The following is a 14,651-nucleotide window of genomic DNA, read 5'->3' as shown; positions in this document are numbered from 1 at the left end:
TAAGGGATTAGCCAAGTTTCATCGATATGTTCTTCGTGTTTTTTCTTTTTACTTCTTCTATTTTTTTTACTCCGCATTTTTTTCTGCCCCTTTTTCAAGCTTTTTGCGCTCAGTTGCAGAAAGTGCACCTAAAATGCGGTTCTTCATAATAAACGGATATGTACCTTCTTGTAACATTAATAGACAATCAATAATTAAACGTTTTTTCTCTAATTCAGCTGCAGATTTTTGCTTTAATTTATTTGCAAATGGATGCCATAGTATATAACCTGAGAAAATACCAAAAATCGTTGCAATAAATGCACCCGAAATAGCGTGACCTAACTTTTCAATATCAGTTAAATTACCAAGTGCAGCTACAAGACCAATAACAGCACCTAAAACCCCTAATGTTGGTGCATATGTACCAGCTTGAGAAAAAATTGCTGCTCCCTTTGCATGCCTTTCTTCAATTGCTTCTAATTCAGCTTCTAAAATTTGTTCTAAATCTTCTGCAGATACGCCATCAATCACAAATTTCATACCACGCAAAAGAAATTCATCTTGAATTTTGTCTAATTGCTGCTCTAAAGACAAAATACCGTATTTTCTACTTTCAGATGTCCAATGAACAAACAATTCTAGCAACTGTTCATAACTTAAATCTTTTTTATTAGAACCAAAAAGAACTTTAAATAATTTTGGAATCTTTTTTAATTGATTCATTGGAAATGCTATACATACTGCAGCAAATGTACCAACGAAAATAATTAATGCTGCGGCAGGATTAACTAAGGCCATTACGTCAGCGCCCTTGACGACCATTCCTACTACTACCGCCACTACTCCTAAAATAATTCCAATAAGTGTTGCAAAATCCATTCCCATTCACTCCTAGTCTATACAAGAAGTTCTTTATTCTCGATAATCGCTACATCTTCTTATGTATATATATTACATAAAAAATGAATTTCATGAAAGACAAGAAATGAATTATATAAAAAAATACTACAATTTCACACATTTTCTGACATTTTCTTTGCATTTCTATTACGTTACGACTCTTATATTTCTTTTTCATTAAACTAGACTTATAATAAGAAACGATACACATTTTATTAAGAAAGGACTGTGATTACAAGGCATCATGAAAAAGATAATTATTATTTCTGCCACTACTATTGTAATCGGTATCACTTCTTTCGCTTACTTTAGTTCTAAATCACCACTACAAAATAATGCGAAAGCTGTCGAAAGTCAACAGCATAGTAACCACCAAAAAGAAGAGATTCCTGCTTTTCCAAAAGCTGATCATAATGCAAAGAAGCTAGACAATGATTTTTCCGTTGTAACAAATCCAGAGTCTAATCTTGTATTAGTTAATAAACATCGAAAACTACCAGACGGATACACACCTGAAGACTTAACGAGACCAAACGTACCATTTACTAGTCCAAAAGATAAAGAAAAAACATTGCTGCGCAAAGATGCTGCAGATGCGCTTGAAAATATGTTTGAAGCGGCAAAGAAAGAAGGACTTGAACTTACAGCTGTATCTGGTTATCGTTCATACAAACGCCAAAAATCATTACATGATACATACGTTAGACGTCAAGGAAAAGCTGAGGCGGATTCAGTAAGTGCCATTCCCGGTACGAGTGAACATCAAACTGGTTTAGCAATGGATATTAGTTCAAAATCTGCTAAATTCCAATTAGAGCCTATTTTTGGAGAGACAAACGAAGGTAAATGGGTTGCAAAACATGCTCATGAATTTGGCTTTGTCATTCGTTATTTAGAAGATAAAACAGAAACAACAGAATACTCATATGAACCGTGGCATTTGCGCTACGTTGGAAATCCATACGCTACATACATATATAAACATCATTTAACATTAGAAGAGGCGATGGAAGACAAAAAATAAGAGAGCAAATTGCTCTCTTATTTTTCTTTCACTCTATCATTGTATTAATTTTTTCTTCCACTCTTCAGGCCACGGTTCGCCTCTTCCCGTTTTTTTCGACGCTTGGACCATCATTCCACGACCAACTAAACAAACTTCTCCTTCTGCATTCTTCACCATATAATGCAAATCTAATGAAGAATTTCCAACTGATCCAGCTTTTACATACACCTTCAACTGTTCATCAAAATATATTTGCTTAATAAAATTACATTGTAAATCCGCAACAACAATCATCGTTTCTGAAGATTCATGCGTCCATTCTTGCATAAATCCAAGTTCTTTAAACAATGCGATACGTGCTTCTTCAAAATAGGTAAAGGCAACGACATTATTTACATGTCCAAACATATCTACTTCACCAAAACGAACCTTTACAGGATTGTAAAACGAAAAACCACTTTCCCATTGCTCAAAGTCTTCAATATAAGAAATTCTCTTCATTGTTCCCTCTCCTTTTCACTTCAAAATAAACAGAATAAACAGAATAATACAGTTATAAATATTGCCCCTTCGAAATGAAGAGGCAATATTTTTTAATAGTTATTGTCGCTACCAAAGAAATCTTTGAACGATTGAATTGTTGTATCACGGTTTAACGCCGCAATTGAAGTTGTTAACGGAATACCCTTTGGACATGATTGCACACAGTTTTGAGAGTTACCACAGTTTGCAAGTCCTCCATCCCCCATAATTGCACGTAAGCGATCTGCTTTATGCATTTCACCCGTTGGATGTGAGTTGAATAGACGAGCTTGTGATAACGGAGCTGGTCCAATAAAGTCCGATTTACTATTTACGTTTGGACATGATTCTAAGCAAACACCACATGTCATACATTTTGAAAGCTCATAAGCCCATTGACGTTTCTTCTCAGGCATTCTTGGTCCTGGTCCTAAGTCATACGTACCATCAATTGGAATCCAAGCTTTAACACGTTTTAGAGCATTAAACATGCGACTACGGTCAACTTGTAAGTCACGAACAACCGGGAATGTCTTCATCGGTTTTAAGCGAATTGGTTGTTCTAATTGATCGATAAGAGCTGTACATGATTGACGTGGTTTTCCGTTAATCACCATCGAACATGCACCACATACTTCCTCTAAACAGTTCATATCCCATGCAATCGGAGTTGTTTTGTTTCCTTTTGCATCGACAGGATTACGACGAATTTCCATAAGCGCCGAAATAATATTCATATTCGGACGATACGGAATTTCAAACTCTTGGTCAAACGCTTGCGCATCTGGTCCGTCTTGTCTCGTAATGATGAGGCGGATTGTTTTCTCAGACATGTTGTTTATCCCCCTTCTCTTCACTCTTAGCAGCTACATCGTGTTTTGAAGAATAATCACGTTTACGTGGTTTAATTAATGAAATATCCACGTCTTCGTAATGGAATGCCGGTGCATTTCCTTCTCCTTCAAATTTCGCCATCGTAGTTTTTAAGAAGTTTGCATCATCACGATTTGGGAATTCAGGTTTGTAATGCGCCCCACGGCTCTCATTACGGTTATATGCGCCAATTGTAATAACACGTGCTAATTCAAACATATTTGCAAGTTGGCGTGTAAATGAAGCACCTTGGTTGCTCCATCTCGCTGTATCGTTAATGTTAATACGTTTGTAGCGAGCCATTAACTCTTCAATTTTTGCATCTGTTTCTAATAATTTTTTATTTTCACGAACTACTGTAACGTTATCTGTCATCCATTCTCCAAGCTCTTTATGAAGAACATACGCATTTTCGTTACCATCAAGCGTTAAAATATTGTTAAATTTCTCTGTTTCGATTAATTCATTTTGTTCATACACAGTAGATGAAACGGCATCTGATGATTTAGAAAGACCTTTCATATATTCAATTGCATTTGGTCCTGCTACCATACCACCGTAAATTGCTGATAACAGTGAGTTCGCGCCAAGACGGTTACCACCGTGCATAGAATAATCACACTCACCTGCTGCAAATAAACCTGGAATGCTTGTCATCTGCTTATAATCAACCCATAGCCCGCCCATTGAATAGTGAACAGCTGGGAAGATTTTCATTGGTAGTTTACGAGGATCGTCACCTGTAAATTTCTCATAGATTTCAATAATTCCACCAAGTTTAATATCTAGTTCTTTCGGATCTTTATGAGAAAGATCTAAGTACACCATGTTTTCACCGTTAATACCTAGTTTTTGCTCTACGCAAACATCAAAGATTTCACGCGTTGCGATATCACGAGGTACAAGGTTTCCGTAAGCCGGATATTTTTCTTCTAAGAAGTACCATGGTTTACCATCTTTATATGTCCAAACACGTCCACCTTCACCACGTGCAGATTCACTCATCAGACGTAATTTATCGTCTCCAGGAATTGCCGTTGGGTGAATTTGAATGAACTCACCGTTTGCATAATATGCGCCTTGTTGATATACAGCAGAAGCTGCTGTACCTGTATTGATAATGGAGTTTGTTGATTTTCCGAAGATGATACCAGGGCCCCCTGTTGCCATAATCACGGCATCAGCTCGGAAACTTCTAATCTCCATAGTTTGTAAGTCTTGTGCAACGATTCCTCGGCACACACCTTCATCATCAATAACAGCTCGTAAGAAATCCCAACCTTCATATTTCGTTACAAGTCCTGCTACTTCGTGACGACGTACTTGCTCATCTAATGCGTATAGTAATTGCTGTCCAGTTGTTGCACCAGCAAATGCTGTACGGTGATGTTGCGTTCCACCAAAACGACGGAAATCAAGAAGTCCTTCTTCCGTACGGTTGAACATAACACCCATACGGTCCATTAAATGAATGATACCAGGTGCTGCTTCACACATTGCTTTAACTGGTGGTTGGTTCGCTAAGAAGTCCCCACCATAAATTGTATCGTCAAAGTGGATCCATGGAGAATCCCCTTCACCTTTCGTATTTACGGCACCGTTAATTCCACCTTGGGCACATACAGAATGCGAACGTTTTACTGGTACTAAAGAGAACAGTTCAACATTTACTCCTGCTTCCGCCGCTTTAATCGTTGCCATTAAGCCAGCCAAGCCACCGCCGACTACTATAAGTTTCCCTTTCATGCTCTCCCACTCCTTACTGGTTTGCTAGCTGTGGATCGATGAACGCTAATAATGCACTCACACCTACATAAGATAGACCTAAGAAAATAGCTAATGTTACATAAGTAGAGATTCTTTGTGAACGTGGAGATACTGTAATTCCCCAGCTGATGCAGAATGTCCATAGTCCATTTGCAAAGTGGAAAATTGTTGAAACAACACCAACTAAGTAGAATGCAAACATAGCTGGATTGTTTAAAATATCTGCCATCATATCATAGTTTACCTCTTTACCTAACGCTGCTTGAATACGAGTTTCCCAGACGTGCCAAGAAATGAAAATCAGTGTAACGATACCTGAAATTCTTTGGAAGACGAACATCCAGTTACGGAAATAACCGTAAGAAACCGCATTGTTCTTAGCTGTAAATGCAATATATAAACCATATATAGCATGGTACAGTATTGGTAAAAAGATAATGAAAATTTCTAGCGCATACCGGAATGGAAGGAGCTCCATAAAGCCTGCAGCTTTGTTAAAAGCCTCTGCTCCTCGTGTTGCAAAGTTGTTTACAATTAAATGTTGCGTCAAAAAGACACCAACCGGGATGACCCCCATTAATGAGTGCCACTTACGAAACGTATACTCGCGGCCTTTCATGTCCCCATTACCCCCCTTGAATGATTGACTGCTGTTTTCAGATTAGTTTATGGCAATAATGTTTTTTCACTATTGGCATAAGAAAAACTGAAAAAATTATTCGAAATATTTCAGCATAATTTGATACCAAGTTCATTTTACTCCTATTTTTGTCGAAGCGTCAAGAAAACGTATACATAATTTGCATATAATTTGCCAATTCTTTTTTTCTTCTTATATATTCAGATTTTCCCAAAGAAAAATCTGTTTTTATAAATGAGAAATGTTATATAATAATCCCTATAGAAAGAGGGGAATATTGTGAGTAAAAATACAATCGATACAACATCTTTAGAAGATGTTTCATTGAACGCCTTCGCTTACGAATTGCTACGTGAAGAATTACTACCTGATTTAATCGGTAACGATCTAGATGGTATTTTATACTGGTCCGGTAGAAACCTTGCAAGAAAATATCCACTAGACACAATTGAAGAAGTCATTCAGTTCTTTGAAAAAGCTGGCTGGGGCACTTTAAGCATTATTGAACATAAGCGTCGTGAAATGCAGTTCCAACTTAAAGGCACACTCATCGCTGAACGTCAAAAACAAAAAAGACATTCTTCTTATCAATTAGAAGCTGGGTTCATCGCTGAACAAATTCAAAAGCAACGAAACGTCGTTGCAGAGTCCTACGAAGAAAAGAAAAAACGTTCAGACTCTATTACATTTCTTGTAAAATGGGATATAAAAGATCTCATTGAAGTGTAGCATTACCCGCAGTCAACTAGACATATCAGTTTAGTTGACTTTTTGCATTTTCATTCATTTGAATTTATTTTAAATCTTCAGAAATTATACCAAAAAATAGAAGACGTTGTAAACTACAACGTCTTCTTATCCGCTAAATAAGTATAAATCGTCTCTGCGACATTTTTCGGCATACCCGCTTCGACAAATTCTGTTACAGAAGCCTCTTTCATCTTTTTTAGCGATCCGAAATGTTTTAACAATATCTTTTTTCGTTTATCTCCAATTCCAGGAATATCATCGAGTGCCGATTGAATGACAGATTTCCCATGTAATTGACGATGGAATGTAATTGCAAATCGATGCACCTCATCTTGAATGCGCTGCAATAAATAAAATTCTTGGCTATTTCTCTCAAGCATCACAGGTTCAGGTGGATCCCCAATAATTAAATGGGATGTTTTATGTTTGTCATCTTTCACAAGACCTGCCATCGGAATATATAAACCGAGCTCATTTTCTAGAATATCACTTGCAGCCGCCAGATGGCCTTTTCCGCCATCAATAATGATTAAATCTGGTAAAGGTAAGTTCTCTTTCAGTGCCCTTGTATAACGGCGTCTCACAACTTCTCTCATAGACTCATAATCATCTGGCCCTTGAACCGTTTTAATTTTATATTTCCTGTATTCTTTCTTAGCTGGTTTCCCATCAATAAAAGCAATCATTGCAGAAACAGGATTTGTGCCTTGAATATTTGAGTTATCAAACGCTTCAATACGATGAGGCGTTTCAATTCCGAGCCGCTTCCCTAAATTCTCTACAGCTTTAATCGTTCGCTCTTCATCGCGCTCAATTAAATAGAATTTCTCTTCAAGAGCAATCTTCGCATTTTTATTTGCCAGTTCTACAAGATCTTTTTTCTTACCGCGTTTCGGCTGTGTCGCTTCCACTTCTAAAAAGCGTTCTACTAATTCTGAATCGATACTTCCTGGAACGACGATTTCCTTCGGCTTAAAATGACTGCTGTTTTCATAAAATTGACCGATAAACGTTAAGAATCCCTCTTCTGGTTCGTCGTAGATTGGAAACATAGAAACATCACGTTCGATTAGCTTTCCTTTTCGAACGAAGAAAACTTGAACACACATCCACCCTTTATCAACTGCATACCCAAACACATCACGATCCACTAAATCACTCATAATCATCTTTTGTTTTTCCATAATCGCATCGATATGAGCGATTTGATCACGTAACTCTTTTGCACGTTCAAACTCTAGTTTCTCTGAAGCTTCATACATTTTTGTTTCTAATTCTGAACGAACTTCTTTATGCCCACCAGTTAAAAACTTAATAATTTCATCTACAATTTCCTTGTTTTGTTCTTCCGTCACTTCTTTCACACAAGGCGCTAAACATTGACCCATATGATAATATAAACAAACTTTATCGGGCATATTTGAGCACTTACGAAGCGGATACATACGATCTAGCAGTTTTTTCGTTTCATGAGCTGATTGTGCATTCGGATAAGGACCAAAATACTTTCCCTTATCCTTTTTTACATTTCTCGTAATAAGTAATCGTGGTTGTTTCTCAGCTGTAATTTTAATAAAAGGATATGTTTTATCATCTTTTAATTGAATGTTATATTTTGGATCATGCTTTTTTATTAAGTTCAACTCTAAAATGAGAGCCTCTAGATTTGAGGAGGTTACAATATATTCAAAATCTACAATTTCTCCTACTAGCCGAAGTGTTTTCCCGTCATGCGAACCAGTAAAGTACGAGCGCACACGATTTTTAAGCACTTTTGCCTTTCCGACATATATAACCGTTCCTTGCTTATCTTTCATTAAATAACAACCAGGTTGATCTGGTAAAATAGCCAATTTCTCTTTTAAATGTTCGTGCACTCGTTACCCTCCATTTCTACATGCTTAGCATTTTTATTTTCACATGAAAACATACTATGCCAAAACACCCAACATACGTTCTTTTATTGTAACGGAAAGGTGTAAAAAAGGAAAATAAAAAAAGCTACCAAATGGTAGCCCTTTTATTTTAGAAGTGTTTAGAAACTAATTCCACTAACGCTTCTTTCGGTTTGTAACCTAACGCTTGATCAACTACTTTACCGTCTTTTAATACGAAAAGAGCTGGAATGCTCATTACTTCGAATTGACGAGCAGTTTCTTGATTTTCATCCACGTCTACTTTTACTACTTTTACTTTTTCGCCTAGTTCTGCATCAATTTCCTCTAATACAGGAGCGATCATTTTACAAGGTCCACACCAAGGTGCCCAGAAATCTAATAATACAACACCTTCGCTAGTTTCAGCTGCGAAGCTTTGGTCATTTGCGTTTACAATTGCCATTTTATTTCCTCCTTCAAGTATATTCTACCAAGAGTATATCATTAACTTATATACGTGGCGAATAATATGTATCGTTATGTATTGTAACAAAAAAGTGTTCCTTTATACTATATAAAAATACGGATTACATACTAAAAAGATGAGAGACAGGGGATCTCTCACCTTTTTCTATATATAGGGGTACTTCACTTGGAACTCAAGGGTACTCAAATCATGAATGTACTTTTAACTTTTTAAACTCTTCTGTTAAAAGAGGTACAACTTCAAATAGATCGCCAACAATACCGTAGTCAGCTACTTTGAAAATACTTGCTTCTGGATCTTTATTGATCGCAACGATTATTTTTGAGTTAGACATACCAGCTAAATGCTGAATCGCACCAGAAATACCACATGCAATGTACAGGTCTGGTGTAACAACTTTACCAGTTTGACCAATTTGTAATGAGTAATCGCAATACTCAGCGTCACAAGCACCACGAGATGCTCCAACAGCGCCGCCTAATACGTCAGCTAACTCTTTTAATGGCTTGAATCCTTCTTCACTCTTCACACCGCGTCCGCCAGCGATAATAACTTTTGCTTCAGAAAGATCAACGCCCTCTGCCGTCTTACGGACGACATCTTGAATGATTGTACGTAAGTCTTTCACATCTACTGTAATAGAAGACACGTCACCACTGCGAGACTCATCTTTTTCAAGCGTTGCGATGTTATTTGGACGCACTGTCGCAAATAAGATGCCGTCTGTTACAATCTTCTTCTCAAACGCTTTACCAGAGTAAATTGGACGAGTAAAGATAACATTTCCACCTTCAACTTCTAAAGCAGTTACGTCAGAAACTAGACCAGCTTCAAGCTTCGCTGCTAATTTTGGTGATAAATCTTTACCAAGTGCTGTATGTCCAAATACAATACCTTCTGGATTTTCTTCAGCATATACAGCTAAAAATGCTTGTGCATACCCATCAGATGTATATGATTTTAATTTATCATTTTCAACTGTCACAACGCGATCTGCACCGTAATGAATCAACTCATTTGCAAAAGAGGCAACGCTGTCTCCAACTAGAAGACCTACTACTTCACCGCCTTCTGCAATTGTTTTTGCTGCTGCTACCGCTTCAAATGAAACGTTACGTAGCGATCCATCACGAACTTCACCCATTACTAATACTTTACGAGCCATAGATTTTCCCTCCTGCATATATAATTTCGTATTTTATTAGATTACTTTCGCTTCTGTATGGAGCAACGATACAAGTTCTTTTACTTGATCTTGCAGCTCGCCTTGTAACACTTTTCCTGCATCTTTCTTAGGAGGCAAATAGATTTCAATTGTTTTTGTCTTTGCTTCCACATCATCTTCTTCTAAATCTAAATCATCTAATTCTAATTCTTCTAGTGGCTTTTTCTTCGCTTTCATAATACCTGGAAGCGATGGATAACGTGGTTCATTTAAACCTTGTTGTGCTGTTACTAATACTGGCAATGAAGTTTCAATCACTTCTGTATCGCCTTCAACATCACGCTCAATCTTCACGTTTTTACCGTCAATTGCAAGTTTTGTAATTGTCGTTACATACGGAATATTTAACGCTTCAGCTACACGCGGGCCAACTTGTCCAGATGCACCATCAATTGCAACGTTTCCGCCTAAAATTAAATCTGCATCTTTATCTTTTAAATATTCAGCAAGCACTTTTGCAGTCGTGAACTGGTCACCATTTTCTACATCATCTTCAATATTAATTAATACCGCTTTATCGCAGCCCATCGCTAACGCCGTACGAAGTTCTTTCTCGCTATCTTCGCCACCAACTGTTACGACAGTAACTTCTCCACCTTGTGCGTCTCTTACTTGAATTGCTTCTTCAATTGCATATTCATCGTAAGGGTTGATGATGAATTCCGCTTCGCCATCGTAAATTGCACCGTTTTTAATTACGATTTTTTCTTCTGTATCAAATGTTCGTTTCATGAGTACGTAGATGTTCATTCCATTTACCCCCTTGTTTTTCAGAAAGATTCTATCAATTCTAATTTTCTGTTAATTTATATTAAAAAAATAATTAAACTACCTGCCGCTAAATGAAGGCTTACGTTTTTCTAAAAACGCTGCTACACCTTCTCTTCCATCTTCACTCGTAAATACTTCACCAAAGATTTGAGCTTCGCGTTGTACACCTTCATAATAATGAGACGATTTCGTCGTTTGCAATAACTCTAGTACAGCACGAGTCGTCGCTGGGCTTTTTCCAGCAATCTGTTTTGCAACTTTAAGCGTATCATCTAAAAATGTTTCTTCAGCAAAAACTCCGTTAACTAGTCCCCATTTTAATGCTTCTGCACCAGTAATCGGTGTACTTGTTAACATCATTTCACAAGCTTTCGCTTTCCCAACATAACGTGGTAATCGCTGTGTACCTGCAAATCCAGGAATTAATCCAAGTGTTAATTCAGGTAAACCAAGTTTTGCACTTTCAGTTGCAAAGCGCATGTGGCAAGACATAGCAAACTCAAGGCCGCCGCCAAGTGCCGCTCCATGAATTGCCGCGATAACTGGTTTTGAACATTTTTCAACGCGCTCAAACGTAACTTGTCCAAGCTGCGCTAATTCAGTCGCTTGCTTCGCTTCAGTAACAGATGTAAATTCTTTAATATCTGCTCCCGCCGAGAAGAAACGCCCTTCACCGTGAATAACAACAACACGAATGTTATCATCCTTCTCCACTTGATCAATTAATTCAGTAACGTCATGCATAACTTGTGAAGACATCGCGTTAGCTGGCGCATGATTTAACGTAGCCACCGCGATATGATCTTCAACTCTTACAGATAGGAATTTCAACATGATCCCTCCCATTATTGACGATAACCACAAGCTGCAATAAGTAGCCCATGTACCGTTTTTGAAAGTGCGACCAGATCATACTTATGATCGCTCATTACCCAATTGGTCACAACTTCATCTACTGTTCCAAAGATCATTTGTCTTGCCACGCGAACATTTAAATCCGCTCGAAATTCACCTTGCTTTATACCTGTCTCTAAAATCTCATCCATAACTTGTAAGTAGCCTTTTAATACTTCATTTATTTTTAGGCGTAATTCTTGATTGGACTGTCTTAGCTCTAATTGCGTAACGATAGCAAGAGGATCATTTTGTGACAACAGCAAGAAGTGCGTTTCTACCAACATGAATAACTTCGATACAGCGCTTTCAATTCCTGCTGTTTTTTGACGAATTGTTTCGACAAATTCTCCCATCTTCTCTTGGAATAAGGATATTAATATATCTTCTTTATTTTTAAAATATAAATAAATCGTACCATCCGCTACCCCAGCTTGCTTTGCTATTTTAGAAACTTGCGCTTGATGGTACCCATTCTCCGCAATCACAATGACTGCCGCATCAATAATTTGATTGTATTTCGGTCTATTTTTCTTCACTTTACTGTCCCCTTCAAGAAGATGACTGAATGAATAGTCATTCATATTCTTATAATACTGACTATTTAGAAAAGTGTCAATCCTATTTTTTCAAAAAGAAAGGGCCTTAGCCCGTTTGCTCATCCTCATTCTTTCTTTTCTCTTCATCAATTAGGACACGGCGTAAAATTTTTCCGACTGTCGTTTTCGGCAGTTCATCTCTAAACTCATATACTTTCGGCACTTTATAGGCCGCTAAATATTTACGAGCAAACTGATTTAATTCTTCCTCAGAACACTCTGTACCTTCTTTTAACACAACAAACGCTTTAACTGTCTCTCCTCGGTATGGATCGGGAACTCCAATCGTCACTACTTCTTGCACTTTTTCATGCTCATATAATACTTCTTCTACTTCACGAGGATACACATTAAATCCACTCGCAACAATCATATCTTTCTTACGATCTTTCACATAGAAAAAGCCATCTTCATCCATATAGCCAACATCGCCTGTATGGAGCCATCCATCTTGCAGTACAGCTGCTGTTTCTTCTGGCTTATTCCAATATCCTTTCATAATTTGAGGACCTTTTACTACAATTTCACCGATTTCTCCCGGTGGTAATGCCTCACCAGTTTCAAGCGACATAATCATTGCTTCTGTATCTGGCCACGGAACTCCAATGCTACCTGGCACTCGCTTTTCCCATAAAAAATTACTATGTGTAACTGGAGATGATTCTGTTAAACCATATCCCTCTACTAGTTTGCCCCCTGTAACTGTTTCGAACTTTTCCTGTACTTCTACTGGCAGTGGTGCTGATCCACTAATACAAGCACGAATAGAAGATATATCGTATTCTTTTAAAAGCGGGCTATTTAAAAGAGCGATATAAATAGTTGGTGCCCCTGGAAATAATGTCACTTTATGCTTCTTAATCGCTTCAAAAACCATTTTCATATCAAATTTTGGAATAAGAACCATTTTGTATCCTTGCATAATACTTAAATTCATGACAGCCGTCATGCCGTACACGTGGAAAAATGGAAGAACCCCAAGAACGACTTCTTCTCCTTCTTTGCAATTATATAACCATTGAACTCCCATCAAAGTGTTAGAAACGAGGTTTTTATGCGTTAACATAACACCCTTCGGAAATCCAGTTGTTCCTCCTGTGTACTGTAAAAGAGCTAAATCATTTTCAGGATCACAAGGCACTTCAACATCCGTATTCACTTCTTTTTCTACTGAGTTCCAAAGATGAATCGTTTCACTCTCTGATACTTTCACAACTAAATTCGACTGTTTTTTCTGCACAAATGGATACAATAGATTTTTAGGGAAGGGTAAAAAGTCCGCAATACGCGTTACGATAATATGCTCAAATTTTGTAACAGATTGAACATTCGTCACTCTTGGAAATACTAAATCGAGGCAAAGAATGACTTTTGCTCCCGAGTCATGAAGCTGATATTCTAATTCTCTTTCTGTATATAGTGGATTTGTTTGTACTACGATACCTCCTGCAAGTAATGTACCGTAATAACCAATTACAGCTTGCGGACAGTTCGGCAACATAATAGCAACTCGATCACCCTTTTCCACACCGAGCTTTTGAAGATAATTTGCAAATCTCTTCACCTTATCATGAAAGTCTGAAAATGTAATATCCTTCCCCAAAAAGTGAAGCGCTTTCTTTTCTGGGTAGCGAGAAGCCATCTGTTCTACATATTTATGAAGCGGCTGAATATCATAAGAAATTGTACTTGGAATTTCCTCTGGATAATTTTTCAACCATGGTTTTTCCATCTTCATTCCCCCTTCAAATACATAAAAATAAATGAATGTTCATTCATGAGGTTGTTTTCATTATATTATAGTCACCATAACGTTACAATCATAATATTCTGACTTTTGTATAACTATGCTTTACTTCATTAACTTCTTATTATATGTATAAACTCTCCTAATCTAAAAAAGTAAGAGAGTTATTATTTAGCTTAATCTTATTATCGTTAACACAGCTCCTGGTGTAGTTGTTGATAATGTTGCAACAGCTAACAAACCAAATAGTTGCAAACTAATAGCATCTCCTGCTGCAAGAGTTGTAATAATTGTTGCGCTAAATGATGTCGTTGCTAACGCAGGAGAATTGATCGTTCCAGCAAGTGGTGCTCCATTAATTGTAATACGAGAACTGACTAATAATGAAGCCGTTATATTAATCGTATATGAAATATAATAATTCCCAGCATTTGCAACCGTAAATACTGTATTTCCACCAGAAACAGTAATTCCTGGACCGATGTTTTGATTATTTGGAAGCGGGACATTCGTTCCACCAAGAAGTACCGATATCGCTGAACCCGACGTATTATTTGCAAATGCATACGTCGCCGTGATACTTGTACCTGTTATTCCCGTTGGGCCGGTTG

General features: G+C 37.4%; 15 protein-coding genes. 2 read left to right on the top strand and 13 right to left on the bottom strand.

What is annotated here, in order from left to right; all coding sequences use genetic code 11:
• Positions 1-66: 66 nt before the first annotated feature.
• Positions 67-861 (bottom strand): flagellar motor stator protein MotA, encoded by a 795-nt coding sequence (gene motA / locus MR083_RS23925; RefSeq protein ID WP_000344868.1) that lies wholly within the window; start codon positions 859-861, stop codon positions 67-69.
• Positions 862-1,126: 265 nt separating this feature from the next.
• Here motA and MR083_RS23920 point away from each other — a divergent pair, with 265 nt between their 5' ends.
• The gene (locus tag MR083_RS23920) at positions 1,127-1,906 is read left to right on the top strand and encodes a M15 family metallopeptidase (RefSeq protein WP_016718620.1); all 780 of its coding nucleotides are present in this window, start codon (positions 1,127-1,129) and stop codon (positions 1,904-1,906) included.
• Positions 1,907-1,942: 36 nt separating this feature from the next.
• Here the strand turns inward: MR083_RS23920 and MR083_RS23915 are convergent, their stop codons facing one another.
• The 4 genes from MR083_RS23915 to sdhC all read right to left on the bottom strand — a co-directional run bounded on the left by MR083_RS23915 (position 1,943) and on the right by sdhC (position 5,669).
• A complete protein-coding gene (locus MR083_RS23915) occupies positions 1,943-2,389 on the bottom strand; it encodes an acyl-CoA thioesterase (RefSeq protein ID WP_000822739.1) in 447 nt (148 codons plus the stop codon).
• 92 nt (positions 2,390-2,481) lie between these two features.
• Positions 2,482-3,243 (bottom strand): succinate dehydrogenase iron-sulfur subunit, encoded by a 762-nt coding sequence (sdhB, locus tag MR083_RS23910; protein ID WP_001291825.1) that lies wholly within the window; start codon positions 3,241-3,243, stop codon positions 2,482-2,484.
• Entirely contained in the window at positions 3,236-5,029 is a 1,794-nt protein-coding gene (gene sdhA, locus MR083_RS23905; RefSeq protein WP_000676735.1) for a succinate dehydrogenase flavoprotein subunit, read from the bottom strand. The genes sdhB and sdhA overlap by 8 nt, the downstream gene beginning before the upstream one ends.
• Before the next feature lie 13 nt (positions 5,030-5,042).
• Positions 5,043-5,669 (bottom strand): succinate dehydrogenase cytochrome B558, encoded by a 627-nt coding sequence (gene sdhC / locus MR083_RS23900; RefSeq protein WP_000678352.1) that lies wholly within the window; start codon positions 5,667-5,669, stop codon positions 5,043-5,045.
• A 300-nt stretch (positions 5,670-5,969) separates the two neighbouring features.
• Here sdhC and MR083_RS23895 point away from each other — a divergent pair, with 300 nt between their 5' ends.
• Positions 5,970-6,419, top strand: coding sequence for a YslB family protein (locus MR083_RS23895; RefSeq protein WP_000042220.1), 450 nt, complete (start codon positions 5,970-5,972; stop codon positions 6,417-6,419).
• 113 nt (positions 6,420-6,532) lie between these two features.
• Here the strand turns inward: MR083_RS23895 and uvrC are convergent, their stop codons facing one another.
• The 8 genes from uvrC to MR083_RS23855 form a co-directional block, all read right to left on the bottom strand.
• Positions 6,533-8,317, bottom strand: coding sequence for an excinuclease ABC subunit C (gene uvrC / locus MR083_RS23890; protein WP_242269927.1), 1,785 nt, complete (start codon positions 8,315-8,317; stop codon positions 6,533-6,535).
• Positions 8,318-8,465: 148 nt separating this feature from the next.
• Positions 8,466-8,780: a thioredoxin gene (trxA, locus tag MR083_RS23885; protein ID WP_001018943.1), complete on the bottom strand. Its 315-nt coding sequence runs from the start codon at positions 8,778-8,780 to the stop codon at positions 8,466-8,468.
• A gap of 211 nt (positions 8,781-8,991) precedes the next feature.
• Positions 8,992-9,969 (bottom strand): electron transfer flavoprotein subunit alpha, encoded by a 978-nt coding sequence (gene etfA / locus MR083_RS23880; protein ID WP_000101965.1) that lies wholly within the window; start codon positions 9,967-9,969, stop codon positions 8,992-8,994.
• A gap of 36 nt (positions 9,970-10,005) precedes the next feature.
• A complete protein-coding gene (etfB, locus tag MR083_RS23875; RefSeq protein WP_001029026.1) occupies positions 10,006-10,779 on the bottom strand; it encodes an electron transfer flavoprotein subunit beta in 774 nt (257 codons plus the stop codon).
• 78 nt (positions 10,780-10,857) lie between these two features.
• A complete protein-coding gene (locus MR083_RS23870; protein WP_000911295.1) occupies positions 10,858-11,634 on the bottom strand; it encodes an enoyl-CoA hydratase in 777 nt (258 codons plus the stop codon).
• An 11-nt stretch (positions 11,635-11,645) separates the two neighbouring features.
• Positions 11,646-12,233 (bottom strand): TetR/AcrR family transcriptional regulator, encoded by a 588-nt coding sequence (locus MR083_RS23865; RefSeq protein ID WP_000742224.1) that lies wholly within the window; start codon positions 12,231-12,233, stop codon positions 11,646-11,648.
• A gap of 106 nt (positions 12,234-12,339) precedes the next feature.
• Positions 12,340-14,025 carry a long-chain-fatty-acid--CoA ligase gene (locus MR083_RS23860; RefSeq protein ID WP_000414718.1) on the bottom strand — a complete coding sequence of 562 codons (1,686 nt, stop codon included), beginning with the start codon at positions 14,023-14,025 and terminating at the stop codon, positions 12,340-12,342.
• Positions 14,026-14,211: 186 nt separating this feature from the next.
• The coding region (locus MR083_RS23855; RefSeq protein ID WP_472927152.1) for a BclA C-terminal domain-containing protein at positions 14,212-14,651 on the bottom strand (440 nt) is incomplete at its 5' end.

It is taken from the genome of Bacillus cereus group sp. BfR-BA-01408 (genome assembly GCF_022663305.1).
GTDB lineage: Bacteria > Bacillota > Bacilli > Bacillales > Bacillaceae_G > Bacillus_A > Bacillus_A pacificus.
The sequence above is the reverse complement of the archived record's forward strand: the minus strand, read 5'-3'. Positions and strand labels throughout refer to the sequence as shown.

Coding starts and splice junctions, on each gene's coding strand:
- motA (WP_000344868.1), bottom strand. CDS start 861: ATGGATTTTGCAACACTTATTGGAATTATTTTAGGAGTAGTGGCGGTA.
- MR083_RS23920 (WP_016718620.1), top strand. CDS start 1,127: ATGAAAAAGATAATTATTATTTCTGCCACTACTATTGTAATCGGTATC.
- MR083_RS23915 (WP_000822739.1), bottom strand. CDS start 2,389: ATGAAGAGAATTTCTTATATTGAAGACTTTGAGCAATGGGAAAGTGGT.
- sdhB (WP_001291825.1), bottom strand. CDS start 3,243: ATGTCTGAGAAAACAATCCGCCTCATCATTACGAGACAAGACGGACCA.
- sdhA (WP_000676735.1), bottom strand. CDS start 5,029: ATGAAAGGGAAACTTATAGTAGTCGGCGGTGGCTTGGCTGGCTTAATG.
- sdhC (WP_000678352.1), bottom strand. CDS start 5,669: ATGAAAGGCCGCGAGTATACGTTTCGTAAGTGGCACTCATTAATGGGG.
- trxA (WP_001018943.1), bottom strand. CDS start 8,780: ATGGCAATTGTAAACGCAAATGACCAAAGCTTCGCAGCTGAAACTAGC.
- etfA (WP_000101965.1), bottom strand. CDS start 9,969: ATGGCTCGTAAAGTATTAGTAATGGGTGAAGTTCGTGATGGATCGCTA.
- etfB (WP_001029026.1), bottom strand. CDS start 10,779: ATGAACATCTACGTACTCATGAAACGAACATTTGATACAGAAGAAAAA.
- MR083_RS23870 (WP_000911295.1), bottom strand. CDS start 11,634: ATGTTGAAATTCCTATCTGTAAGAGTTGAAGATCATATCGCGGTGGCT.
- MR083_RS23860 (WP_000414718.1), bottom strand. CDS start 14,025: ATGGAAAAACCATGGTTGAAAAATTATCCAGAGGAAATTCCAAGTACA.